This is a genomic window from Herbaspirillum sp. 3R11, from assembly GCF_004563925.1.
Classification (GTDB): Bacteria; Pseudomonadota; Gammaproteobacteria; order Burkholderiales; family Burkholderiaceae_D; genus Herbaspirillum.
In genome coordinates, this window is record NZ_SPNJ01000002.1 from 1,019,908 (window position 1) to 1,043,077 (window position 23,170).

The following is a 23,170-nucleotide window of genomic DNA, read 5'->3' on the forward strand; positions in this document are numbered from 1 at the left end:
TTCGTGACCATCATGAACAGTGATTGCTGAGCCCCGGATGCCGACACCGATAAGCCACTTCGATATCGAGATGCAGCTGTTGCTGGACGCCATCTATCTCAAGTATCACTGCGACTTTCGCGGCTATGCCGGGGCGTCGCTCAAGCGCCGCCTGGTCAGCGCGATGAGTCGTTTCCGTTGCCAGTCTCTGTCGCAGTTGCAGGACAAGGTGCTCAACGATCCGGAAGTATTCCCGCTGTTGATGGAATACATGACGGTGCAAGTCAGCGAGATGTTCCGCGATCCGAGCTATTTCCGTTCGCTGCGTGAAAAGGTGGTGCCGCTGCTGCGCACCTATCCGTCGCTGAAGATCTGGGTGGCCGGTTGCAGCGCAGGTGAAGAAGTCTATTCGCTGGCAATCCTGCTGCGCGAAGAGGGCTTGCTGGAGCGTTCGCTGATCTACGCCACCGATATCAATCCGACCGCGCTGCAGAAGGCCGAGGCCGGCGTCTATGAGCTCGACCGCATCGCCGGCTTCACCAGCAACCACCAGAAGTCCGGTGCGCCTACCTCGCTGTCGGACTACTACACGGCGGCGTACGGCCGTGCGGTGTTCGACAAGTCGTTGCGCCAATACATCGTGTTCTCCGATCACAGCCTGGCGACCGACAGCGTGTTCGCCGAGATGCACCTGGTGTCGTGCCGCAACGTGCTGATCTATTTCAACCGGCAATTGCAGGAACGCGCGCTCGGCTTGTTCCGCGAGTCGCTGTGCCGCAAGGGTTTCCTCGGCCTGGGATCGAAGGAGTCGCTGCGCTTTTCGGAGCATGCGGAGGCTTTTGACGACGTCGTGCGCGAGGATCGGATTTTCCAGAAAAAGAACACGTTATGAGTACCATCGACACCATGGTTTCGCTCGCAGGTCGCATCGACGCGGTCGTCATCGGCACCTCGGCCGGCGGTGTGGAAGCGCTGTCGCGCTTGCTGCCGGCGCTGCCGCGCGGTGCACCCGTGGCGGTGTTCGTGGTGCTGCATTTGCCGCGCGAACGGCCCAGCCTGCTGGTCGATATTTTTGCGCCGAAGTGCGACATGGCGGTGCGCGAGGCAGCCGACAAGGAGCCGGTTGAGGCCGGCACGATATACTTCGCTCCGCCTGACTATCATTTGCTGATCGACGCCGGCCCGCAACTGGCGCTGTCGTCGGATGAACTGGTCAATTTTTCACGGCCGGCGATTGACGTATTGTTCGAGTCGGCCGCCGACGAATACGGCGAGCGCCTGCTCGGCATCGTGCTCACCGGCGGCAACCAGGACGGCGCCGCCGGCTTGCAGGCGATCCGCGCGGCCGGCGGAATGAGCATCGTGCAACAGCCGGACACCGCGCAGGTGCCGTACATGCCCGAGCTGGCGTTGCAACAGGGCGAAGTAGATTACGTATTGACGCTGGAGCAGATTGCCGCGTTATTGGGAACGCTGCAAGGGAAGACAAAAAAATGAACAATCAAAACAAGGAAACCATGCTGCCCCGCGTGAAGTTTCTCCTCGTCGACGATCTCGACGAAAACCTGCTGGCCTTGTCGGCGCTGCTCGAACGCGACGACGTCGAACTGCTGCAGGCGCGCTCCGGCTTTGAAGCGCTGGAATACCTGCTGGTGCACGACGTGGCACTGGCCTTCATCGACGTGCAGATGCCGGACATGGACGGTTTCGAACTGGCCGAATTGATCCGCGGTAGCGAGCGTACGCGCAACGTGCCGCTGATCTTCGTCACCGCCGGCGCGCGCGACGAGCGCCGCATGTTCAAGGGTTATGAGAGCGGTGCGGTAGACTTCCTCTACAAGCCGATCGAGCCGCATATCCTGCGCAACAAGGCTGAAGTGTTCTTCCAGCTGTATCGCCAGAAACAACAGCTGGCGCTGGAGTTGCGCGAGCGCACCGAGACCCTGCGCCTCAACGAAATGTTCGTCGCCATCCTCGGCCACGACCTGCGCAATCCGCTCGGTGCGGTGCTGACCGCGGCGTCGCTGATCCAGCGCGCCTACAAGGAAGAGGTCGCCCAGAAGGCCAGCGCGCAGATCATCAACAGCGGCAAGCGCATGGGACGCCTGATCGACGGCATGCTTGACCTGGCGCGTGCGCGCCTGGCCGGCGGTATTCCGCTGACGCGCCAGCCGGTTAGTCTGGATGAGGTGATGCAGCGCGTGGTGCAGGAACATCAGGCGGCGTTTCCGGAAAGCCGCATCGAATTGCAAATCGACGGCGATCCGGCCGGTCACTGGGACCCTGATCGTCTGGGCCAGGTGGCGGCCAACCTGCTGGGCAACGCCATCCGCCACGGCAAGCCGGGCGAAACGGTGCTGGTGCTGCTGGACGGCAGCGAGCCGGAGCAGGCGATATTCTCGGTGGCGAACGTCGGCGGCATTCCGCCCGAGGTGCTGCCCGGCATCTTCGATCCGTTCCGCAGCGGCGCGCCGCGGGGCGGCCAGAATGAAGGACTCGGACTGGGCCTGTACATCGTGCAGCAGATCGTGCAGGCGCATCAGGGCGACATCGAGGTGCAATCCGGTGCGGACGACAAAACCATTTTCACGGTGAAGATCCCGCGCCAGCCGGGCTGAGGACAGCTGAGGACAACAGTGGTGCAGCGGGTTTGCCGGTCGTGCAATGCGACCGGCAACGGGTAGTGATCCACCGCTGATCTGTTCCACGATGTATCAAGTCAAATGCGGCCCGGCCGCTTTTTCCCCAGAGCGTGAATCCCTATAGTGCATTCCAAGGCAACGCGAGATCAATGCGATCCGCAAGCCGAAACCATGCACTGCGGTCAATCACTCTCAAAGGAAATCATCATGTCTTATCAACCAAAAACCATCGTCATCACCGGCGCTTCCAGCGGCATCGGCTTTGCCCTGGCGCAAGCCTATCTGAAGCGTGGCGATTACGTCGTCGGCAATGCGCGCACCGAAGAGCGCTTGCAAGCTGCGGCTGCGCAGTTCGAGAACGCCGGCAACTTCTTCGGCGTGGCCGGCGATATCGCGCTGCCGGCCACTGCGGAAGAAATCTTTTCGGAAGCGCTGGATCGTTTCGGCAAGGTCGACGTGCTGATCAACAACGCCGGCATCTTCATCGCCAAGCCGACCGTCGACTACACCGAGCAGGACGTCGACAGCATCGTCAGCACCAACCTGAAGGGCTTCTTCTACATCACCCAGCAAGCGGTGCGCCACATGGTCGAGCATCGCAGCGGCCACATCATCAACATCACCGCCAGCATCGCCATGCAGCCGACTACCGCCGTGCCGGCGCTGTTGCCGGTGCTGATCAAGGGCGGTCTGAACCAGGCCACGCGTGCACTTGCGCTGGAGCTGGCGGCACACAACGTCAAGGTCAACGCAGTCGCGCCCGGCATCATCGAGACGCCGCTGCATGCTCCGGGCAGTCACGATTTCCTCAAGGCCTTGCAGCCTACCGGCGAGATCGGCCAAGTGGACGACATCATCGGCGCGGTGCAATACCTGACCGATTCCAACTTCACCACCGGTGCGATCCTGCCGGTTGACGGCGGCGCCAGTTCCGGTCGCTGGTGAAGGTTGTTGGAAAACGCAGGAAGTTGCCCTAGCGCTGCAGCTTCTCCATCATGAAATCGACGAAGGCGCGCACGCGCGAAGACATGTGGCGCGCGTGCGGGTACAGCATCACGAAGGGGCGGGTGACGCCGCCGTAGTCGGACAGCACTTCGACCAGGGCGCCGGAGCGCAAGTCTGCCTCGACCACGAAGCGATAGGTCTGGAACAGTCCGGCGCCGGCGCGCGCCAGCGTGACGCCGCCGAGCACGTCTTCGGCGCAGCCGTAGTTGCCGGCGGTCGGCACGTCGATGTCGACGCCGTCCTGACGCAGCGTCCACGGCAAGCGGCGGCCGTTGCTGGGCAGATCGAACTGGATGCATTCGTGCGCATGCAGCTCGTCGATAGATTGAGGCGCAGCGGCCTGGCGCAGGTAGTCCGGGCTGGCGACGATGACCAGTTCGGCATCTTCCAGCGTGCGCGCGATCAGGTTCGAGTCGTCCGGCGCCTTGCCGCGCACCGACAGGTCGTAGGCGTCATCGGCAAAATCGACGTTGCGGTTGCTGATATGGGTTTCGACGGCGACGTCGGGATAGCGTGCGCGGAATTCCGGCAGGATAGGCAGCACGCGGTAATGCGCATACGGCGTCGGCAGGCTGATGCGCAGCGTGCCGGCCGGTTTTCCGTGCAGTCCGCTGACGCGGCGTTCGGCTTCGATCAGCGTGGAAAGCGCATTGCGGCATTGCTCGAAATACAACTGGCCTTCTTCGGTCAGGCGGATCTGGCGCGTGGTGCGTACGAACAAGCGCACGCCCAGGCGCTCCTCCAGGCGTGAGACCGAACGGCTGACTGCGGCCGGCGTCACGCTGGCGGCCACGGCGGCGGCGCTGAAGCTGCTCAGTTCCGCGGCCAGACAGAACAACTCGATGCTGCCGACCTGAAGATCATCGAAGGGGCGCCTTGTGCCGGTTTTCATGCGGGTGTCCTGTACGGAAATGTTTTTATGAGGAATAGCCCGGATGGTAAACCAATTGCCGTCCGGGCACCGGTGGCCGGCAGCATGAATATACCCGGCGTCGTATCATCGGCGTACGTGGAATTTGCACAATCAGAACACACCAGACCAATGAGGAATCCATGTCCCTGAATCAAACATCTTCACTTGATCGCTTCCCGCGCTACCGTCTGCTCGACCAGGCCACGCCGGTGCAGAAACTCGAGAACTTGCGTCGCCTGTTGCCGGAGACGGCGGCGGTCAACATCTTCGTCAAGCGCGACGACCTGATGTCGCTGGGCGGCGGCGGCAACAAGCTGCGCAAGCTGGAGTTCCTGATCGGCGCTGCGCTGGCCGAAGGCGCCGACACGCTGGTCACCGTCGGTGGCCTGCAGTCGAATCACGCACGCCTGACTGCGGCGGCAGCGGCCAAAGCGGGCATGCATTGCGAGATCGTGCTCGGTCGCCTGGTGCCGCGCACCAACGAAGAATATGCACTGGGCGGCAACGTGCTGCTCAACGCCATTTTCGGCGCACGGGTCGAGATCGCGCCCGATGGCGTGGCGCCGATCGTGCGGGCGCGTGAACGCGTCGCCGAACTGATCGCGGCCGGACGCAAGCCTTACCTGATCCCCACCGGCGGCTCGACCGCAGTGGGCAGCCTCGGCTATGTCGCCTGCGCGGAAGAATTGCTGCAACAGGGCGAGAAGCTGGGGGTGCAATTCGACGGCATCGTGGTGCCCAATGGCAGTTCCGCAACGCATGCCGGTCTGGTCGCCGGGCTGGTGCATGCCGGCAAAGCGGCGACGCTGGTGCAGGCCTACAGCACGCTGGCGGAAGCGGCAACGGCGCAGGCGACCACGCTGACGCTGGTGCGCGAGACGCTGGCGCTGCTGGGAGACAACACTGCAATTGCCGACGCCGACATCCTGGTCGACGGCAGCCAGCGCGGCCCGGGTTACGGCATCGCCACCGAGGCAATGCGGGAAGCTTTGCTGGCGCTGGCGCGCAGCGAAGGCATCCTGGTTGATCCGGTGTATTCGGGCAAGGCCTTCGCCGGCATGCTGGCGGCGATCAGGGCAGGGCAATATCAAACGGGTGCGAATATTTTGTTCGTGATGACGGGTGGCACGCCAGCGTTGTACGCATATCGGGATGCGCTGCAGCCGGCTTGAAGCGGAAACATTTCTTACTGGAAAGTCGCAACGACATTGCGGGCATGATCTTCAGCAGTCATGCCCGCTTCTCATTTCAAGCCACTGTCATCATTCGTTTCCGCAAGACATCCCCGACGCGTTTTCGCTATCTGCCGTACAATTCGTTGTGCGCTGCAAGATGCGCTGAACGCCAGCACCCACGCGTGATTCGTTGTGACGGTGTCGCCTGAAATTACAAGAAATATCCCATGGAACAACTCGTCGTCTACATCATCCCGCTGTTCCTCGTGCTGATCTGTGCGGAGCTCGCCTACGGCTATTTCCGCGGGCGCAATACCTATCGCCTCAACGACGCCATCAGCAGCCTGAGCCAGGGCCTGATCGGCCAGCTGGTGGGATTGGTCACGCAATTGTTCCAGATCGGTTTGTATACTTTTGCCTATCGCTTCGTGGCGATCGCGCCGCATGCGCGTTTCTGGCACGGCGCGGCCGGCTGGATTGCGGCGATCCTGCTGTTCGATTTCTTCGATTATTGGCTGCATCGCATGGGCCATGAAAACGCCGTGATGTGGGCCGCACACGCGGTGCATCACCAGAGCCAGGATTTCAATCTGTCGACGGCGCTGCGCCAGGAGAGCACAGTGATCCTCATCGGCTGGATGTTCTACCTGCCGATGGCGGTGCTGGGCGTGCCGCCCGAGCAGTTCGCGATTGCCGGCCTGATCGTGCTGGTGTATCAGTTCTGGATCCATACCGAACACGTGGGAAAACTGGGCTGGTTCGACAAAATATTCTCCTCGCCGTCCAACCATCGCGTGCACCACGCAGTCAACGACCAATACCTCGACAAGAATTACGGCGGCATGCTGGTGATCTGGGACCGGATGTTCGGCACCTTCGCGGAAGAGAAGGAAGCCTGCGTCTACGGCACGCGCACGCCGCTCAAGAGCTGGGATCCCCTGTGGGCAGTGACCAGCGGTTACTGGCAACTGGCGCAAACCGCGGCGCGCCTGCCGCGCTGGCAGGACAAGCTCAAGCTGTGGTTCAAGCCGCCCGGTTGGTTGCCGGCGGGGATGACGGCGACGGGACCGGAATTCAATCTGGATGCGGCGCGCGAACGTTACGATCCGAAGTTGTCGCGCGGCGCCGGTGTCCTGGCGGTGCTGCAATTCAGCCTGTTGCTGGCGGCCAGTGCGGCGTGCATGTGGGTGTCGGACGATCTTTCCTACGCGCGCCTGCTGGAACTGTGCTGCGCCTTGCTGGTGGCGTTCTGGGCGCTGGGCGCCTTCATGCAGCGTCGCATCGGCGTCGTTGCGATGGCGGCGATTGATGTTGTTGCGGCGGTCCTTGCCGCTTGCATTCTGCTGTAGAAACCTAACGGCGCAGACTGCGCCTCAGGCTGTCCACCGAAATCTTCTGGACGGTCTGAGCTCCCTTTTTATCTTTTCCCTTTTTATCTTTTCCCTTTTCTTCCGCACCCGCGCACGCGCTGCAACTGTCGCAGCCGGTCGCCGGCGCTTGCTCCGTCGCTTGCATCCGCGCAGCCATGCCGTGCCAGCCGCGATCCCGGCACCATGCGGCAACGGCAGTCGCCATGCGGCGCTTCAATGGTTTCGGCAGGTAGCGCCGCAGCACGTACCAGCAGGCATAGGACACGATGGCGGCGACGATGAGGTTTTGCATGATGATCCTCGCTTCTACAGGAAGGCCGTGGCCAGCCGGAACGTCGCCAGCGAAGCCAGATAGGCCAGCGCGAACATGTAGCCGGCCATCGCCAGCGCCGGTGTCCACGAATTGGTTTCGCGCTTGACGATCGACAGCGTCGAGATGCACTGTGGCGCGAACACATACCAGATCAGCAGCGACAACGCGGTCGGCAGGCTCCAGGTCTGCGTCAGCATCGGCTCCAGCGCCGACGCCAGCTGGTCGCCGCTGGCCGACAACGCATACACGGTGCCGAGCGCACCGACCGCGACTTCACGCGCGGCCAGACCCGGGATCAGCGCGATGGCGATCTGCCAGTTGAAGCCGATCGGCGCGAACAGCGGTTCGAGGAAACTGCCGATGCGACCCGCCAGGCTGTACTGGATGGCCGGGCCGACCGCGCCGTCCGGCGCACCGGGGAAGGTCGACAGGAACCACAGGATCACCATCAGCGCCAGGATGATGGTGCCCACCCGCGTGATGAAAATACGCGCGCGTTCCCACAGCCCCAGCGCCAGGTTGCGCAGATGCGGCACGTGGTAGTTGGGCAGTTCCAGCAGCAGCGGCTGCAGCCGGCCTTTGGCGATCACGCGCTTGAACACATACGCCACCGCCATCGCCGAGACGATGCCGAGCACGTACAGGCCGAACAGCACCAGTCCCTGCAAATTGAAAATACCGACCGCGCGATCCGGGATGAAGGCGCCGATGATCAACGCATACACCGGCAGCCGCGCCGAGCAGGTCATCAGCGGCGCGATCATGATGGTGGCAAGGCGGTCGCGCGGATTCTGGATGGTGCGCGTGGCCATCACGCCGGGAATCGCGCAGGCGAAGCTCGACAGCAGCGGGATGAAGGCCCGTCCCGACAGGCCGACGCTGCCCATCAGCCGGTCCAGCAGAAAGGCGGCGCGCGGCAGGTAGCCGGAATCTTCCAGCAGCAGGATGAAGAAGAACAGCACCAGGATCTGCGGCAGGAATACCAGCACGCTGCCGACGCCGGAGATGATGCCGTCGACGATCAGGCTGCGCAGCAATCCTTCCGGCATGGTTTGCGTGACCAGTGCGCCGATGCCGTCGACGCCGCTCTTGATCATGTCCATCGGCAGCGCAGACCAGCTGAACACCGCCTGGAAAATCGTGAACAGCAACACCAGCAACAGCACATAACCGAACACCGGATGCAGCACCCAGGCATCGATGCGGTCTTCGGTGGTGCGCGCCTGTGCGCGTTCGGTGACGGCGGCTTCGAGGATGCCGCGTACGGCTTGCTGGCGTTCGGTCGCACTCATCGGTGTGGACGCATCGCCGAAGCGGCGTGAAATCCAGGCATCCGGCCCGCTGTCCGGATGGCGGTTGCGCCAGGCGTCGACGGCGTCGGCCAACGCCGTTGCGCCTTGCTGCTGCACGGCCACGGTTTCCACCACGGGAATGCCAAGCTCGGCGCTGAGCCGGGCGGCGTCCACCTCGATGCCGCGCTTGCGGGCGACGTCGCACATGTTGAGCGCGAGGATGGCGGGTCGTTGCAGGCGCAGGACTTCGATGGCCAGTTTGAGATTCAGGCGCAGCTTGCTGGCGTCGGCCACCAGCACGATCAGGTCGGGCAGCGCTTCGTCCGCGCGCTCGCCGAGCAGCACCGCGCGCGTGACCGCTTCGTCCGGCGTCAGCGCGCTGAGGCTGTAGGTGCCGGGAAGGTCGACCAGCCGATAGGACGCGCCGCTGCCGGAGACGAAGCGCCCGGCCTTGCGCTCGACCGTGACGCCGGCATAGTTGGCGACTTTCTGGCGCGCACCGGTGAGACGATTGAACAGCGCGGTCTTGCCGCAATTGGGATTGCCCACGAGGGCGAGGTTAAATGGAGGCGAGAGGGTGTCGGATTGCTGCATGGTGGATGTCCTGGATACGGATGGATCAGGCCAGCCGGTCGATGTGGATCAGTTCGGCTTCGTGGCGGCGCAATGCAAAAGTGGTGTTGCCGATGCGCACCGCGATCGGATCGCCGGCCGGAAACGACAGCGCCACCACGCGCACGATTTCGCCGGGCAGGAAGCCGAGTTCTTCCAGCCGTTCGCGCAGCGCGGATTGTTCGGCGCCTTGCGGTGCAGCGAGGAAACGGATGCAGGCTTGCTCGCCCTTGGCGAGATCGGCAAGGGTAGTGGATGGGGCAGCAGATGCTGCAGTGGCTGGGGAGGAAGTCATGAGCTGCCTGGTGTCCGTGCAGCAACGCAAGTCTGCAAGGTCAATCAATAATGGTTCTCATTATCCTCTGATTTGACGATTCAGGTTTGCGGCAAAATGTCGCAGCAAGCATGAGCGGCAGCGCATCCTTTTCGCTTTCCGAAACGTCTTATCAGCGTGAGCCAGGCGCCGCTGATAAGACGTTGCGGCGGGCTAAGATCAACGCCGTCAGGCACGGCACTTTCCCCGGAGTCATTTCATGCAGAAAATATTGATAAGCTACAGCACCAGGCCCGAACGCGCGGACGAGAATGCCGATCTGATCCGGGACGTCTTCGATGAGCTCCGGAAGACGGCGCCGGAGGGGCTTCGCTACATGGCATTGCGCGCAGCGAACGGGCAATTCTTTCATTTTTTGCAAGCCCCCGAGGGTGTCGAGCCGTTTGCGCAATCGGAAGCGTTCGCATCCTTTCAATGGGATATCAGAACACGTTTGCTTGCGCCCGCACAGAGACTCGACGTGACGGTCGTCGGTAGTTACGGCATGACGGATGATGATTCTTGAGCGTCAGGAAACAAGAGACATGGCTTTCATTTCAGACCAGCAAGAGGCGCGACTGTTGTTCGACCGGAAGCTCGGTGACATGCGTCCCAAGCTTCATCGCTATTGCGCACGCATGGCGGGTTCCGCCGTCGACGGTGAAGATATCGTTCAGGAAGCGCTGATCAAGGCGGTCGAGGCATATGGCCGCACGCCAATCGACAATGCGGAAAGCTGGCTCTTCCGTATTGCGCACAATGCCGCGATGGATTTCCTGCGCCGCCGGCGCCGGCAAGAAGCCGTTCATTCCGAAGAAGATCCGGAATCGGCAGTCGACGAAACGGCATCGGCCGTTTCCCGACATGCAGCGGCAGCCGCCTTGCGCACCTTCATGCACCTTCCCGTCGCCCAGCGCGGCGTGGTCATCCTGATGGATGTACTGGGATATTCGTTGCGGGAAGTAGGGGACATTACCGGCCTGACGATTCCCGCGGTCAAGGCTGCACTGCATCGCGGACGGGGCCGTCTGCGTGAGCTGGCCGACAACTCGGGCGAGCGCCCGGCTCTGGACGATGCGGACTTGGATCGCCTGGCGGCTTACGCCGACCGTTTCAATGCCCATGACTTCGATGCCGTGCGCAACATGCTGGCCGACGACGTTGCACTGGAACTAGTCAGTCGCACCCGCATGAGCGGTCGCAAGGAAGTATCGCGCTACTTCGGCAACTACGCCGGTATCAACGACTGGAAATTGATCCCCGGGTTGGTTGACGGCCGGCCGGCTCTGCTTGTGTTCAATCCGGGCATGCCGCAAGCACCGCCGTCCTACTTCGTGACGATCGAATGGGAGGGCGGACATATCAAGGGGATACGGGATTTTCGACATGCGCGCTACGCTGCCGAATGTGCTGAGATGACCTCGCCTATCTATCGGAGAAAACTTGATGAGCCATCCTGAAATGCAAATCCATCACGTTCTTGAACGTTACCAGTCAACTGTTCTGGCCAAGGACCTCGAGGGATTCCTTCGTCTGTACAGTGACGACATCCGCATCTTCGATACATGGGAAAACTGGTCCCACGAAGGAAAGGATGCCTGGCGCCGCGTGGTCGCGAACTGGTTTTCCTCGCTCGGCGAGGAAACCGTCACGGTCGGCTTGGAACAAATTCAGATGACGGTCGGGGCAGATCTGGCGATAGCCAGCGCGCTGGTCACTTATACGGCGTTCTCTCCAGTCGGCGAGGCATTGCGATCCATACAAAACCGCATGAGCGTGGCGTTGGCGAAAGAGGGCGGGGACTGGCTTATCGTCCACGAACATACTTCGGTGCCGATAGCGTCTGGTGACATGCGTGCCGTGACGGTAAAAACGGTCTGACACTTTCGTTGCGGTCACCATGCGCATCCTTTTCCTGCTGCGATTCGTCTTAAAAATGGGGAGGCCGCCATTGCGATTGACGCTGCCTCCTCCTTTTTTCAACAGTGAAGGAGTGCAGTCGAATGAGCCAGGACAGAATCGAGATTTACGGTATCCCGCAAAGCAACTTTACGCGTGCAGTCAGAATGGTATGTGCGGAGAAAGCGATCGACTACGATCACTTTCCCGTCCATCCGCACTCTGGCGAAGCGAGCGCAATCCATCCCTTGGGAAAAGTCCCGGGTTTGCGTCACGGCCAGGTGAGGCTGGGAGAGTCCCGGGCAATCGTGGCCTACCTCGATCGCCTTCATCCGCAAGCGCCGATGATGCCGGCAAGTCCCGAGGCGCCGGCGGCGGAAGCAGAAGCCGAGCAATGGGTGTCGATCGTCATGACCGCCATGGATCCGGTATTGATCAGGCAGTATGTGTTTGCGAATCTCTTTCCCAAGACAGCGGATGGAACGGTTGACCGCGCTACCGTCGACGCTGCGCTGCCGGAGTTGAAGGCGTTCATCGTCCTGCTTGACGGCGCCCTGGCTGGGGAGGACTTCCTCGCCGCTGTGCGCTTTACCTTCGCCGATGCGCTTCTTCTGTCGACCTTGGCCGCCGTGCGCCTGTTTTCCGAGGGCGCGCAGGCGATTGCCGGCGCCCCGCATCTTGCGCGCTATCTGGAGTTGCATTCTTCCCGCGCCAGTTTCATTGCCACCGATCCTTGGCACGCAACCATGGGGGGCAACGCATGATCCTGGTCACTGGCGCCGCGGGGCTGAACGGCACGCATATCGTCAACCAGTTGCATAAGCAAGGAGTGCCGTTTCGTGCGCTGGTGAGAGACCGCGCAAAAGCATCTTCTCTCTTGCCGGACAACGTTGACATTGTCGAAGGCGATATGTCCCGGGCCAAAACGCTTGGTCCGGCGTTGGAAGGCATCGACAAAGTCCTGCTGATTTCATCGGGCGACGAGCGCATGCTGGAGACCCAATGCAGTTTCATCGACGCCTGCAAGCGCGCCGGGGTCGGGCATGTCGTGAAATTTTCGGGCAATGAAACGGGCTTCGAGCGCTCCAGATTCCGCTTCACGGAGATGCACGCGCAAGCCGAGCTCTACCTTGAACGATCAGGGCTGCGCTGGACGCATTTGCAGCCTTGCGGCTTCATGCAGGTCTACCTGCGCGAGGCCCGATCCATTGTGGAAAGCGGCGAATTGCGTCTGGCGGCAGGGGATATTACGCTCGCTCCCATCGACGTCCTCGACATCGCCAGGATAAGCGCCGCCGTCCTGCAAGCGCCAAGGCAGGACGGTCGTCGCCATTTGATGACAGGGCCGGAGGCGCTGCCCATGTCACGGATCGCCGCGCTTATTTCCATTGTTGCGGGCCGGACCATCGACTATGTTCCGATAACGCCGGAACAACGTCGCCAAGAAATGCTGGCCGCAGGCGCATCGCCTTATTTTGCAGATGCGCTCTTCGAGCAGGCCACTGAACGGCTGCGTAATCCCCAAGCCATCGTGCACCTGGAAAGCCATCAGGAATTCAATGTGGCGCCAACATCTTTCGCCTATTTCGTCAAACGGCACGCTTTCATTTTCCAATAAGTCCACTCTCGCAGACAGAATGAAATTACGTCGCCTGCCGTCGATTCAGCCAGTTCCCCGGCTGATCCCGCAGGCGCCGTTTCCTCCCGATTGGCTCGCTTCGATCCTTTTTCGTAGTCGCTTTAAATAGTTTGCCAATCGGCGAACCATGATGATATAGTTCTCCACATGGAAAACTATTCAGCCTCACTCAACAACGTATTCCACGCATTGGCCGACCCCACCAGGCGGTCCGTGATTGCCAGGCTTGGTAGTGGCTCGGCATCGATCAAGGAACTGGCGGAACCGTTCGGTCTGGGTTTGCCATCGTTCCTGAAGCACATCAAGGTGCTGGAAAACAGCGGCCTGATTGCTTCGGAAAAAGTAGGGCGGGTGCGAACCTGCAAACTGAAGCGCGCCAACCTGATCGCTGCCCAGAAATGGTTTGATGAGCAGCGCGCAGGCTGGGAAAGCAGATACGACAATCTCGATAATTTATTGATTACTCTGAAAGGTGAAGACGATGACACTTAAGCTTCAATTCGACTTCCTGGTCGACCAGGAAAAAAGCACCATCACGATCAAAAGAGAGTTTGCAGGCAAGCGCCAGCTGGTGTGGGATTGCCATACGAAAAGTGAATTGCTCGACCGTTGGTTCGCCCCCAAGCCATTGACCACCAAAACCAAGTCCATGGACTTCCGCGAAGGCGGGCATTGGCACTACGCCATGGTTGATCCGACCGGACAAGAGTACTGGGGCCGGGTTGACTATCTGACGATTCAACCGATCGACAACTACACCTCGTTTGACGGATTCAGCGATGCTACCGGCGCAGTGAACCCTGCGTTGCCCAGGGCCAAATGGCATGTCACCTTCTCGGACGCCAACGCACACACTCTGGTCGAGACGGTCGTCGCCTATGCGTCGCCCGAGGCGCTCCAGCAAGTCATCAACATGGGACTGAAAGAAGGTCTGGCCTCGACCCTGGAGCGTCTGGACGAGCTGCTGCTGGTTCTCAACTAGGCGTTGGAAGAACCCGTTCGAAGCTCACGCATGTCGCCTGAAAAGGCGACATGCGAGGAATTATGATCTGATCTTCAATATCCTTGCTCAATCGACGGCGGACGATTGGTCTTGATCTGTTTCTTGTTCTCCGCATCGAAGCCGGCGCTGTTCTTGAAGATGTTCGGCTTGCGATAGATCGCGAGAATCGTGCAGCCTTCGGCGCTGTGCGTCTCATGTTGCGATTCCGGCTTTCTCCAGACGAATTCGCCGGCGCGGCAGATGCCGTCGTGGTCGGAGAACGATCCGGAAATCACATAGCTTTGTTCAATCTCCGGATGCTTGTGAAACGGCAGCGTGGTGCCGGGTTGCCAGCGCAGCAGGCAGGTCATTTCGCCGATCTGCTTGTTCTCGTACAGCACCTTGATCTCGATGCCTTCAAACTGCGACGGCTTCCACTCCATGTCCTGTGGCTTCAGATAGGTTGATCCTTCTGGGGTCGGTTGCAGATTGTCTTTCAGTCTTTCGCTGAAAGCCTGGTCGATGACTTCACTCATGATATGACTCCTTCAAGAAAGCCGGCGCATCGGGAGGATGATGCGCCGGGATGGCCTGACCGGCCGGATTAAAAAACTAGGCAGCACGATGCAGGTCGGCGGCGCCACTCTGCAGATCCAGTTCGAAGCCCGGTTCGGCCACATGCACCACGACGTGCGGGAAGCGGTCGCGTACGGCCTTGGCGAAGTCTGCCCAGGGCTCCGAAGTGACGCCCATCATTTCGTGGAATTTCTCATGCGGCGGGTATAGCACTACCACTTTCGGATTCAGCGCGGCGACACCGCGCACGACGTCGTCGATGAAGTTCAGCTGCATGCCGGCCAGCAGGATATCGGTCTTGAAGCGGCGGCCCAGCGCGACGATTTCCTGGTCGGTCATCTTGCTGTTGAAGCCCTCGTTGTAATTGAGGATGGTGGTGCCGTCGGGCAGTTCGACGTGGAAGCCGGTGTAGGGCGAATAGAACGGCGCGTTGGTGGCGCTGCTCCAGGCCCAGGCCAGCTGCGTGGTATTGCCGTGGAACACCGCCTTGGTCAGCGCCTTGACCAGGTTGATGTCACGATGCTGCCACGGCAGTGCGGTGATCTTGAATCCCGGGACCGCAGTTTTTTCAAACGTGGCGGGATCGATGGGCCGCAGCTTGTCGACGCCGAATTTGTGGCGGCGCTGCATGAAGCGGCACAAGGACGGGGCGCCGATGACCAGCGCGCCGGTGGTCCGGGCGACTTCGGGCACGTCGAGGAAATGTTCTTCGTGGCCGTGCGTCACGCAGATGTAGCGGGCCTTCTTGAAGTCGTCCAGGTGGAACCACTCGGCACCGCAGTAAGGCCGATAGAACGGGTCGAAGAACAGGGCGCCGTCTGCCGTCTCCAGCGAGATGGCGGACCAGCCGAAGTACTTCAGTTTTGCGGATGTTGTGCTCATGATGATCCTTGCTCGGTATTAACTGATTTCAATGGTGGCTTCGATTTCCACCGCGACGTTGAGCGGCAGCGAGGCGACGCCGATGGCGGCGCGTGCATGGCTGCCGGCGGCGCCGAACAGGCGCACCAGCAGATCCGACGCGCCGTTGACGACCTTGGCGGCATCGCCGAAATCGCCGGTGCAACGCACGAAGCCGCCGACGCGCACGATCTGCACCACGCGGTCCCAGTTGCCGTCGAGCGCCAGCTTCAGCTGCGCCAGCACGTTGAGCGTGCATTGCTGCGCCGCCACGTAGGCATCGTCAATGGAGACGTCGTCGCCAAGGCGGCCGATCAGGGTCGGCTTGCCGTCTTTCAGCGGCAACTGACCGGAGATGTAGATCAGGTTGCCGCTGCGTTTGTATCCGACGAAGCTGGCGCTGCTGACAGGAATTTCCGGCAGCACGAGTTTCATTTCGGCGAGTTTCTTTTCAAGCATAGGTCTCCTCTGTATTGGGTTGAAAATTCGGGTTAGAAATTAAATGAGTGGGAAGGCTCAGTCGATCAGGGCTTCGTCCTTGGTCTCTCGCGCGAAGCACGCGGCCAGCAAGGTGATCAGCGCCAGCACGACCAGCATGATCGACACGCCGGCGGTGCCGCCCATGTAGCCGGCCAGCGCGGTCGCCAGCAACGGCGAAAACCCGCCGCCGATGGCCGCCGCCACCTGAAAGCCGAACGACGCGCCGCTGTAGCGCACGTTGGCGCCGAACAGCTCGGGGAAGTAGGTCGCCTCCGGGGCAAACATCAGACCGTGGCCCATGCTCATGGCGACGACGATGGTCAGGATCACGGCTTCGGGCGTTTTCAGGCCGAGCAGCCAGAACAGCGGGAAGGCAAACGCGATGGTGAAAATCGCACCGATGAAATACAGCGGGCGCCGGCCGATCACGTCCGACAGCCAGCCGAACAGCGGAATCGTCACCAGTTCCACCAGCGCCGCAATCAGAATCGCATCGAGGATCAGCGACTTCGGCAGCTTCAGCGTGCCGGTGGCGTAGACCACGATGAACACCGTCAGCATGTAGACCCACGACACTTCCGAAATCTTCAGGCCGATGGCGACCAGAAAGCTGCGCGGATGGCGCACGATGGCTTGCCAGACCGGATTCTTGACGATCTCGCGGCGCGCCTTCATGCGTTCGAATACCGGCGACTCGGTCACGTTGGAGCGGATGAACATGCCCAGCACGATCAGCACCGCGCTCACCAGGAACGGCACGCGCCAGCCCCAGCTCAGGATGTCGGCTTCCGGCATTTTCGAGACCGCGCCGAAGACCAGCGTGGCGATCACCAGACCCAGCGGAAAGCCGACCTGGACCAGGCTGCCGTATAGCCCGCGCCGGTGTTTGGGCGCATGCTCGAGCACCATCACCGCTGCGCCGCCCCATTCACCGCCCAGGCCGATGCCTTGAATGAAGCGCAAGGTCACCAGCAGGATCGGCGCCCAGATGCCGATCTGGCTGTAAGTCGGCAACACGCCGATCAGAAAGGTGCCCAGGCCCATCAGCACCAGCGTCAGCATCAGGATGGACTTGCGTCCCATGCGGTCGCCGAAATGGCCGAACAGGGCGCCGCCCAACGGCCGCGCCAGAAATCCCACTGCATAGCTGCCGAGCGCCGCCAGGGTGCCCAGAAGCGGGTCGATGTTGGGGAAGAACAGCTTGTTGAACACAAGCGCTGCGGCCATGCCGTAAATCAAAAAGTCATACCACTCGATGATGGTGCCGATCGAGCTTGCGAAAACGACGGATCGAATGCTTTTCGGCTGTTCGATCGTTTGCCCGACAGTGCGGGCGCCATAACTGGTAGTCATGCTGGTGTCCTTTGAAAGCAGTTTTCGTTTAACTCCCTGGGTTGCACCGACACACCAAAAGTGATCATATTAGGAAACTTCTGCCCAATATTGGCACATAAATTCAACTTGCACCATCACCGTTGTGCGCCATAATAGCCAAAATATGGCGCTTTCAGGTCGATATCCGCAGATTGAGCATATTTCATGCCATGAAACATTTGTGTAAAATGTTTCATTGAGGCTGGACTTGTTAAGTCAACTTATTGAGTCAACTTATCGAGCGAACTTACTAATTCAATTTATTTCTGGAGAGAAAATGTTTTTCGGAATCTATATCTATGAGGGCGTCGAGCCGATCGATCTGGCCACGCTGGGTGTGTTGTCGATGGCGCGGCGCATCGCGCCGGAGATCCGCTTTTGCACCATCGCTCCGCAAGCAGGGGCGACGCGTTTGTCCAACGGACTGACGGTGCTGGCTGATTTCGGTATTGCCGACGCGCCGCCGGTCGACGTGTTGATCGTCACCGGCGGTCCCGGGTGGCAGGCGCAAACCAAGGATGAGGCGACACTGGCGTTCCTGCGCCGACGGGCGGACGAAACCTTGCTGGCCTCGGTCTGCACCGGCGGCATGATTCTCGCCGCAGCCGGCGTGCTGGAGGGCAAGAGCGCCACTACCAAGCGCGAAGTGGTGCCGCCGGAGCATCCGCCGATCGACGCCATGCGCAGCGGTTATCCGGGCATCGACGTGCAGAACGCCATGCTGGTCGACAATGGAAGTATCATTACGGGCGGCGGCGTGACGCTCTGCATCGACGCCACCTTGTATATTCTGGAAACCTGCCTGGGGCCGGAAGTCGCCGCAGAAACCGCCCGCATCATGGAATATTCACGCGCGCGCAAGGCCAACAGCGAGCAGTTTCCTTCAATCATCAACGATTCAGCGCATGACGGACGAGATAGAGTCAAACAAAGAAGACGCGCCAACAGCCATTGAGCTGCAACTCGGCAAACGGATTTCCAAACTCCGCGCGGCGCGCGGCCGAACGCAGGATCAACTTGCTGCGGCCACCGGCTTTACCAAAGGCTATCTCTCGAAAATCGAAAATTCGAAAGTCATCCCGCCGATCGGCACGCTGGTCAAGATTGCTCAGGTGCTCGATACTGACGTCGCCGATCTGCTCGAGCCCGAGGACGCGCCCGACCAGACCGATACGATTTGCGTGGTGCGATCATGGCAGCGCGAATCGGTCATCAAGGGCGGCAGCTCGTTCGGCTACGACTATGCAGCGCTGGCGCACAAGCGCCATCACAAGCAGATGGAACCCTTCATCATGGTGTTTCCGTCGAAGGTCGACCGCGACATCCGCTTCGAACACGAAGGGGAGGAGTTCATGTTCATCCTCGACGGCGAAGTCGAATTCGAAGCCACCATCGACGGCCGCAACAAGACCTGGATCCTGTCGCCGGGTGACAGCGTCTATTTCGATTCACGCACGCCGCACCGCGGCCGTAGCCTGAACGGCGAATCGCGTGCACTGGTAGTGATCTACAGGTCGAAGGCGACGACTATTCCCTGACGCCTGACCGACCCTCAGGCGATGCGCTGCATTTCCTTGTTGTCGCAGTACTTCACGCCGATATGGATGAGGGCAACAGCGGCAAACGCTCAAACCACGCCATGCGCGGCGATGTTGCGATATTGTCCTTTGAAATACAGCAACGGCTGCGTAGCGGCGGCTTCTTGCAGGTTTAAGGCTTTCACTTCGCCAATCACGATCAGGTGATCGCCGGCGGCGTGTTCGGCGACAATTTCGCAATCAAGCCAGTGCAGGCTGCCGACGATGATCGGATTCCCCAGCGGTGATTTTTGCCATGCGACTCCCTGCCACTTGTCCGTGCCTCTCCGCGCGAATTGATTGGAAATATCGACTTGCTCATCGGACAGGATATTGACTGCGAATCGTCCTGCCTGGCGAATTTTGGGGTAGCTGGCCGAACTGGACATGACGCTGAATGACACCAGCGGCGGGCTCATCGATACGCTATGGAACGACTGGCAAGTGAAGCCGACCGGTTCGCCGGCGATGTGTGAGGTAATCACCGTGATACCGGATGCGTAGTGCCCCAACGCTTCACGAAAGCGCAATGGCTCGATGGAAAAACTGGACAGTGACATGGTAGGCGCCAAATGCTGAGTGCAACTCGAAGGTGTTAAGGAAGGCCTGAAGTCGTCCGCCAATGTGGGCTGACCAATGTGGTCCGACTTCAGCCTTCGCCAACGTTGCAAGCGACCCGTCGATCAAACCGACCAGATCGCCCACGCCATTTTTCGCATCAGAATCAGTTCGAAAGTTCTCTGCGGATGATTTCTGCGCCTGCACTCAAGGCATTCAGCTTGCCTCTTGCGACGTGACGGGGCAAAGGGGCCATGCCACAGTTGGTGCAAGGATAGAGCTTGTCGGCATCGACAAACTGCAGCGCTTTGCGCAGAGTGTTGGCGACTTCCTCCGGCGTTTCAATGGTGTTGCTTGCCACGTCAATGGCGCCGACCATCACTTTTTTGCCGCGAATCAGTTCAATCAGATCCATGGGAACATGGGAGTTGTGGCATTCCAGCGAGACGATGTCGATACTGGATTTTTGCAGCTTGGGGAACGCTTCTTCATATTGCCGCCACTCGGATCCCAGCGTCTTTTTCCAATCGGTATTGGCCTTGATGCCATAGCCGTAGCAAATATGGACGGCAGTTTCGCACTTCAGTCCTTCGATGGCCCTTTCCAGCGTGGCGACACCCCACTCATTCACCTCGTCAAAGAAGACATTGAACGCGGGTTCATCAAACTGGATGATGTCCACACCGGCCGCCTCTAATTCCCGCGCCTCCTGATTGAGAATCCTGGCGAATTCCCAGGCCAGTTTTTCGCGGCTTTTATAGTGGCTGTCATACAGCGTATCGATCATCGTCATGGGGCCCGGCAGCGCCCACTTGATCGGTTGGCTGGTTTGCTGACGCAAGAATTTGGCATCCTCGACAAACACCGGCTTCTGACGAGAAACCGCACCAACCACCGTCGGTACGCTCGCATCATAGCGATCACGAATTCTGACGGTCTCACGCTTCTCGAAATCAACGCCGTCGAGGTGCTCAATAAACGTCGTCACAAAATGCTGGCGGGTTTGCTCGCCGTCACTGACGATATCAATCCCGGCGTGCAGTTGCTCTTGCAGCGACAGACGCAAGGCATCGTGTTTGCCGTCGCTCAATTCGTCGCCTTGCAATTTCCAGGGCGACCAGAGTTTCTCGGGTTCCGCAAGCCAGGAGGGTTTAGGCAGGCTGCCGGCAGTTGAAGTAGGTAACAATTTTTTCACGATAGATGACCTGGTAGGTTTGATGGGTTAAAGAGAGTAGGTGGCGGACCACTGCTCAAGAATCGTCTGGTATGGTTTGATGAAGTTTTCCTCGACAAACCTTCCTTGCTCAATAGCCAGCCGGCTACGTTCTTCCCGGTCATAGACAATCCGGGTCAATGAATAATCCTGGTTCTTCAGACTTGGCTGATAGGATTTTCCGGCTGTGGAATTCGCGTTGTAAATCTCAGGCCGGTAGATCTTCTGGAAGGTATCCATCGTGCTGATGGTGCCGATCAGTTCAAGATTGGTGTAGTCGCCAAGCAAATCGCCGGAAAAATAAAAAGCCAACGGTGCGGCGCTATCCGGCGGCATGAAGTAGCGAACCTTCATCCCCATCTTCTTGAAATAGTCATCCGTCAGGGAATATTCATCCTGCAGGTATTCCACGCCCAATACGGGATGCTGATTTTCGGTCCGATGATAGGTCCTGCTGCTCGATACGCTGAGACAGATCACGGGCGGCTTGGTGAAATGCTCTTTGTAAGTGTCTGAATTGATGAAGCACTTGAACAGCTTTCCATGCAAATCCCCAAAATTATCCGGCGTGCCGAACTGGGGCTGATTCTTGGCGTGCTCGGGCAGCAGCACGCTGAAGTCGTAATCCCGCACGTAAGAGGAGAAATTATTCCCGACGATACCCTCAATGCGTTCGTTGGTTTTTCGATCGACAATATTGGTCTTCAATATTTCAATCAAGGGGAGGGCATTGCCGTTGCTTTCACCATCGACATTCATCTCAACGGAAATGATTTCAAGCTGGACCGTATAACGATCGCCTTTGGGGTTATCCCAATGCGCCAGGGCGTTGAAACGGTTGTCGATCATCCTGAAGGTGTTGCGCAGGTTTTCCTCGCGACTCGCCCCTCTGGCCAGATTGGCAAAATTGGTGGTGATGCGCGTCGTATCCGAAGGGCGATAGTCTTCATCGAAACGGATGCTCTTGATGGCAAATGTAAATTCTTTATTCATTGTGATCTGGCACCCTGGTTGACGAGATAACACCGGCGGCTATCTCTTGTTTTTTCAGTACGTTCCAATGCTCTTTTCTGGTGTTTTGATTCAGCAGTGTTGGCATTGTCGATCTGTGAGACGAATTTTATGCCGCGCCATCGATGAATAAAAATGATTTGATCTCATGGAAGCATTAGTTATGCTCATGAGTTGCCTCAGGCAGAAAGCCGGAGGGCGAAGTCACATGGGGAGTGTGGCGACGGACTTGCGGAATAAGCGAGTTCGCCCGCTACGGACGGCAGCCGGCCGCGCACTGTGAAATGGGGCAGGCGTGAAAGAGACGTCTCTCGCTGCGGGAGGGAGAATGATGATTGGCAGGGCCGAAAGCCCGTTCAACCTGGAGCCGTCGGTGACGGCAGTGACGCTGTGCTCAGGCTGCTGGGCAGCATCAAGCATCAAGCCACGACAGGCTTTCTCGCTTGGTCGATAAATGCGCGCAGGTAATCGATACCGACGTCCGCCTCGCGCGCACCCAGGAAGATGTTTTTCGCGATGCCGTTCTTGCCCAGCCGGACGGGCACGACATCCATCTTGTCCGCGTATTCCAGCACCAGCCAGCGTGGCAGCGCAGCTACGCCGCGGCCGCTGGCGACCATCTGCAGCATGATGTCGGTGGTCTCGATCGCCTTGTGGCGCTTGGGCGTGATTCCTGCCGGCGCGAGGAACATGCTGTAGATATCCAGGCGGTCGACCGGCACCGGGTAGGTGACCAGTACCTCATTGCTCAGCTGTTTGGGCTTGATGTATTCCTCTTTGGCCAGCTTGTGATTGCCGGCCACAACCAGGACTTGCTCGTAGTCGAATACCGGTTCGAATACCAGCCCCGGCTTGTCCAGCGGATCGGGCGTGACCAGCAGGTCGATCTCGTAGCCGAACAGCGCGCCGATGCCGCCAAACTGGAATTTCTGTTTTACGTCCACGTCCACATCCGGCCACGCGGCAAGATAAGGCGACACGACTTTCAACAACCATTGGTAACAGGGGTGACATTCCATGCCGATGCGCAGCGCACCTCGCTCACCCTGGGCGAACTGCCGCAAACGTTCCTCTGCCAGATCCAGCTGCGGCAGCACCCGGTTGGCTACCGCCAGCAGGTATTGGCCGGCTTGGGTCAGGCGCAGGCTACGGCCTTCGCGCAGCCAGATGTCGGTACCCAACTGGAGCTCCAGCTTCTTCATGCTGTGGCTCAGAGCCGACTGCGTCACGTGCAGGACGCCTGCCGCTGCCGTCAGCGAACCTTGCTTTTCCACCTCTTGCACGATGGATAAATGAATGCGGTCAATCATGGTGAATGAGTAGAATTCATATTTTTTCGAGATAGGC

At 59.7% G+C, this 23,170-nt stretch carries 27 protein-coding genes; 15 read left to right on the forward strand and 12 right to left on the reverse strand.

Annotated elements, in window-relative coordinates; all coding sequences use genetic code 11:
- Positions 1-37 precede the first annotated feature (37 nt).
- The 4 genes from E4P32_RS12920 to E4P32_RS12935 all read left to right on the forward strand — a co-directional run bounded on the left by E4P32_RS12920 (position 38) and on the right by E4P32_RS12935 (position 3,566).
- The gene (locus E4P32_RS12920) at positions 38-871 is read left to right on the forward strand and encodes a CheR family methyltransferase (RefSeq protein ID WP_116436744.1); all 834 of its coding nucleotides are present in this window, start codon (positions 38-40) and stop codon (positions 869-871) included.
- A complete protein-coding gene (locus E4P32_RS12925) occupies positions 868-1,476 on the forward strand; it encodes a chemotaxis protein CheB (protein ID WP_116436743.1) in 609 nt (202 codons plus the stop codon). Before E4P32_RS12920 ends, E4P32_RS12925 begins: the two co-directional genes overlap by 4 nt.
- The gene (locus E4P32_RS12930) at positions 1,473-2,597 is read left to right on the forward strand and encodes a hybrid sensor histidine kinase/response regulator (protein WP_116436742.1); all 1,125 of its coding nucleotides are present in this window, start codon (positions 1,473-1,475) and stop codon (positions 2,595-2,597) included. Before E4P32_RS12925 ends, E4P32_RS12930 begins: the two co-directional genes overlap by 4 nt.
- A 231-nt stretch (positions 2,598-2,828) precedes the next feature.
- Positions 2,829-3,566, forward strand: coding sequence for an SDR family oxidoreductase (locus E4P32_RS12935; protein ID WP_116436741.1), 738 nt, complete (start codon positions 2,829-2,831; stop codon positions 3,564-3,566).
- Positions 3,567-3,594: 28 nt separating this feature from the next.
- Here E4P32_RS12935 and E4P32_RS12940 read toward each other — a convergent pair whose 3' ends face one another.
- The gene (locus E4P32_RS12940; RefSeq protein WP_116436740.1) at positions 3,595-4,518 is read right to left on the reverse strand and encodes a LysR family transcriptional regulator; all 924 of its coding nucleotides are present in this window, start codon (positions 4,516-4,518) and stop codon (positions 3,595-3,597) included.
- A gap of 161 nt (positions 4,519-4,679) precedes the next feature.
- On the opposite strand from E4P32_RS12940, the gene E4P32_RS12945 reads away from it, so the two are divergent.
- Together E4P32_RS12945 and E4P32_RS12950 are read left to right on the forward strand one after the other, a co-directional pair.
- A complete protein-coding gene (locus E4P32_RS12945) occupies positions 4,680-5,711 on the forward strand; it encodes a D-cysteine desulfhydrase family protein (protein WP_116436739.1) in 1,032 nt (343 codons plus the stop codon).
- Between the two features lie 230 nt (positions 5,712-5,941).
- A complete protein-coding gene (locus E4P32_RS12950) occupies positions 5,942-7,063 on the forward strand; it encodes a sterol desaturase family protein (protein ID WP_116436738.1) in 1,122 nt (373 codons plus the stop codon).
- Between the two features lie 4 nt (positions 7,064-7,067).
- On the opposite strand, the gene E4P32_RS12955 is transcribed toward E4P32_RS12950, so the two are convergent.
- Genes E4P32_RS12955 through E4P32_RS12965 form a run of 3 tightly spaced genes read right to left on the reverse strand, consistent with a single transcriptional unit; the run spans position 7,068 to position 9,596 of the window.
- Positions 7,068-7,376: a DUF6587 family protein gene (locus E4P32_RS12955; RefSeq protein WP_116436737.1), complete on the reverse strand. Its 309-nt coding sequence runs from the start codon at positions 7,374-7,376 to the stop codon at positions 7,068-7,070.
- Between the two features lie 14 nt (positions 7,377-7,390).
- Positions 7,391-9,283, reverse strand: a complete 1,893-nt coding sequence (gene feoB, locus E4P32_RS12960; protein ID WP_116436736.1) for a ferrous iron transport protein B — start codon at positions 9,281-9,283, stop codon at positions 7,391-7,393.
- A 25-nt stretch (positions 9,284-9,308) separates the two neighbouring features.
- Positions 9,309-9,596 carry a FeoA family protein gene (locus E4P32_RS12965; RefSeq protein ID WP_116436735.1) on the reverse strand — a complete coding sequence of 96 codons (288 nt, stop codon included), beginning with the start codon at positions 9,594-9,596 and terminating at the stop codon, positions 9,309-9,311.
- Between the two features lie 238 nt (positions 9,597-9,834).
- Between E4P32_RS12965 and E4P32_RS12970 the strand changes: the two genes are divergently transcribed.
- From E4P32_RS12970 to E4P32_RS13000, 7 genes are all read left to right on the forward strand, one after another.
- The gene (locus tag E4P32_RS12970) at positions 9,835-10,140 is read left to right on the forward strand and encodes a hypothetical protein (protein ID WP_116436734.1); all 306 of its coding nucleotides are present in this window, start codon (positions 9,835-9,837) and stop codon (positions 10,138-10,140) included.
- 19 nt (positions 10,141-10,159) lie between these two features.
- The gene (locus tag E4P32_RS12975; RefSeq protein ID WP_199525706.1) at positions 10,160-11,074 is read left to right on the forward strand and encodes an RNA polymerase sigma factor; all 915 of its coding nucleotides are present in this window, start codon (positions 10,160-10,162) and stop codon (positions 11,072-11,074) included.
- Complete coding sequence (locus E4P32_RS12980; RefSeq protein ID WP_116436733.1) at positions 11,061-11,495, forward strand: nuclear transport factor 2 family protein; 435 nt, start codon at positions 11,061-11,063, stop codon at positions 11,493-11,495. The genes E4P32_RS12975 and E4P32_RS12980 overlap by 14 nt, the downstream gene beginning before the upstream one ends.
- A 122-nt stretch (positions 11,496-11,617) precedes the next feature.
- Positions 11,618-12,277 carry a glutathione S-transferase family protein gene (locus E4P32_RS12985; RefSeq protein WP_116436732.1) on the forward strand — a complete coding sequence of 220 codons (660 nt, stop codon included), beginning with the start codon at positions 11,618-11,620 and terminating at the stop codon, positions 12,275-12,277.
- Positions 12,274-13,131, forward strand: a complete 858-nt coding sequence (locus tag E4P32_RS12990; protein ID WP_116436731.1) for an SDR family oxidoreductase — start codon at positions 12,274-12,276, stop codon at positions 13,129-13,131. The genes E4P32_RS12985 and E4P32_RS12990 overlap by 4 nt, the downstream gene beginning before the upstream one ends.
- Before the next feature lie 168 nt (positions 13,132-13,299).
- Positions 13,300-13,644, forward strand: coding sequence for a metalloregulator ArsR/SmtB family transcription factor (locus E4P32_RS12995; RefSeq protein WP_116436730.1), 345 nt, complete (start codon positions 13,300-13,302; stop codon positions 13,642-13,644).
- Positions 13,634-14,134 carry an SRPBCC domain-containing protein gene (locus tag E4P32_RS13000; RefSeq protein ID WP_116436729.1) on the forward strand — a complete coding sequence of 167 codons (501 nt, stop codon included), beginning with the start codon at positions 13,634-13,636 and terminating at the stop codon, positions 14,132-14,134. Before E4P32_RS12995 ends, E4P32_RS13000 begins: the two co-directional genes overlap by 11 nt.
- Positions 14,135-14,208: 74 nt before the next feature.
- Here the strand turns inward: E4P32_RS13000 and E4P32_RS13005 are convergent, their stop codons facing one another.
- The 4 genes from E4P32_RS13005 to E4P32_RS13020 form a co-directional block, all read right to left on the reverse strand.
- Positions 14,209-14,670, reverse strand: coding sequence for a cupin domain-containing protein (locus E4P32_RS13005; RefSeq protein ID WP_116436728.1), 462 nt, complete (start codon positions 14,668-14,670; stop codon positions 14,209-14,211).
- A gap of 76 nt (positions 14,671-14,746) precedes the next feature.
- Positions 14,747-15,592, reverse strand: a complete 846-nt coding sequence (locus E4P32_RS13010) for an MBL fold metallo-hydrolase (RefSeq protein ID WP_116436727.1) — start codon at positions 15,590-15,592, stop codon at positions 14,747-14,749.
- An 18-nt stretch (positions 15,593-15,610) separates the two neighbouring features.
- On the reverse strand, positions 15,611-16,069 hold the full coding sequence (locus tag E4P32_RS13015) for a RidA family protein (protein ID WP_116436726.1): 459 nt from the start codon (positions 16,067-16,069) through the stop codon (positions 15,611-15,613).
- A 57-nt stretch (positions 16,070-16,126) separates the two neighbouring features.
- Entirely contained in the window at positions 16,127-17,443 is a 1,317-nt protein-coding gene (locus tag E4P32_RS13020) for an MFS transporter (protein WP_116436725.1), read from the reverse strand.
- Between the two features lie 298 nt (positions 17,444-17,741).
- On the opposite strand from E4P32_RS13020, the gene E4P32_RS13025 reads away from it, so the two are divergent.
- Both E4P32_RS13025 and E4P32_RS13030 read left to right on the forward strand, forming a co-directional pair.
- A complete protein-coding gene (locus E4P32_RS13025; RefSeq protein ID WP_116436724.1) occupies positions 17,742-18,419 on the forward strand; it encodes a DJ-1/PfpI family protein in 678 nt (225 codons plus the stop codon).
- A complete protein-coding gene (locus E4P32_RS13030; RefSeq protein ID WP_116436723.1) occupies positions 18,370-19,002 on the forward strand; it encodes an XRE family transcriptional regulator in 633 nt (210 codons plus the stop codon). Before E4P32_RS13025 ends, E4P32_RS13030 begins: the two co-directional genes overlap by 50 nt.
- 89 nt (positions 19,003-19,091) lie before the next feature.
- Here E4P32_RS13030 and E4P32_RS13035 read toward each other — a convergent pair whose 3' ends face one another.
- From E4P32_RS13035 to E4P32_RS13050, 4 genes are all read right to left on the reverse strand, one after another.
- A complete protein-coding gene (locus E4P32_RS13035) occupies positions 19,092-19,613 on the reverse strand; it encodes a flavin reductase family protein (protein ID WP_233526788.1) in 522 nt (173 codons plus the stop codon).
- Between the two features lie 152 nt (positions 19,614-19,765).
- Positions 19,766-20,794: a methionine synthase gene (locus E4P32_RS13040; RefSeq protein WP_199525705.1), complete on the reverse strand. Its 1,029-nt coding sequence runs from the start codon at positions 20,792-20,794 to the stop codon at positions 19,766-19,768.
- A gap of 27 nt (positions 20,795-20,821) precedes the next feature.
- Entirely contained in the window at positions 20,822-21,805 is a 984-nt protein-coding gene (locus E4P32_RS13045; RefSeq protein WP_116436720.1) for a DUF1852 domain-containing protein, read from the reverse strand.
- 437 nt (positions 21,806-22,242) lie between these two features.
- On the reverse strand, positions 22,243-23,133 hold the full coding sequence (locus E4P32_RS13050; protein ID WP_116436719.1) for a LysR family transcriptional regulator: 891 nt from the start codon (positions 23,131-23,133) through the stop codon (positions 22,243-22,245).
- Positions 23,134-23,170: the final 37 nt, after the last annotated feature.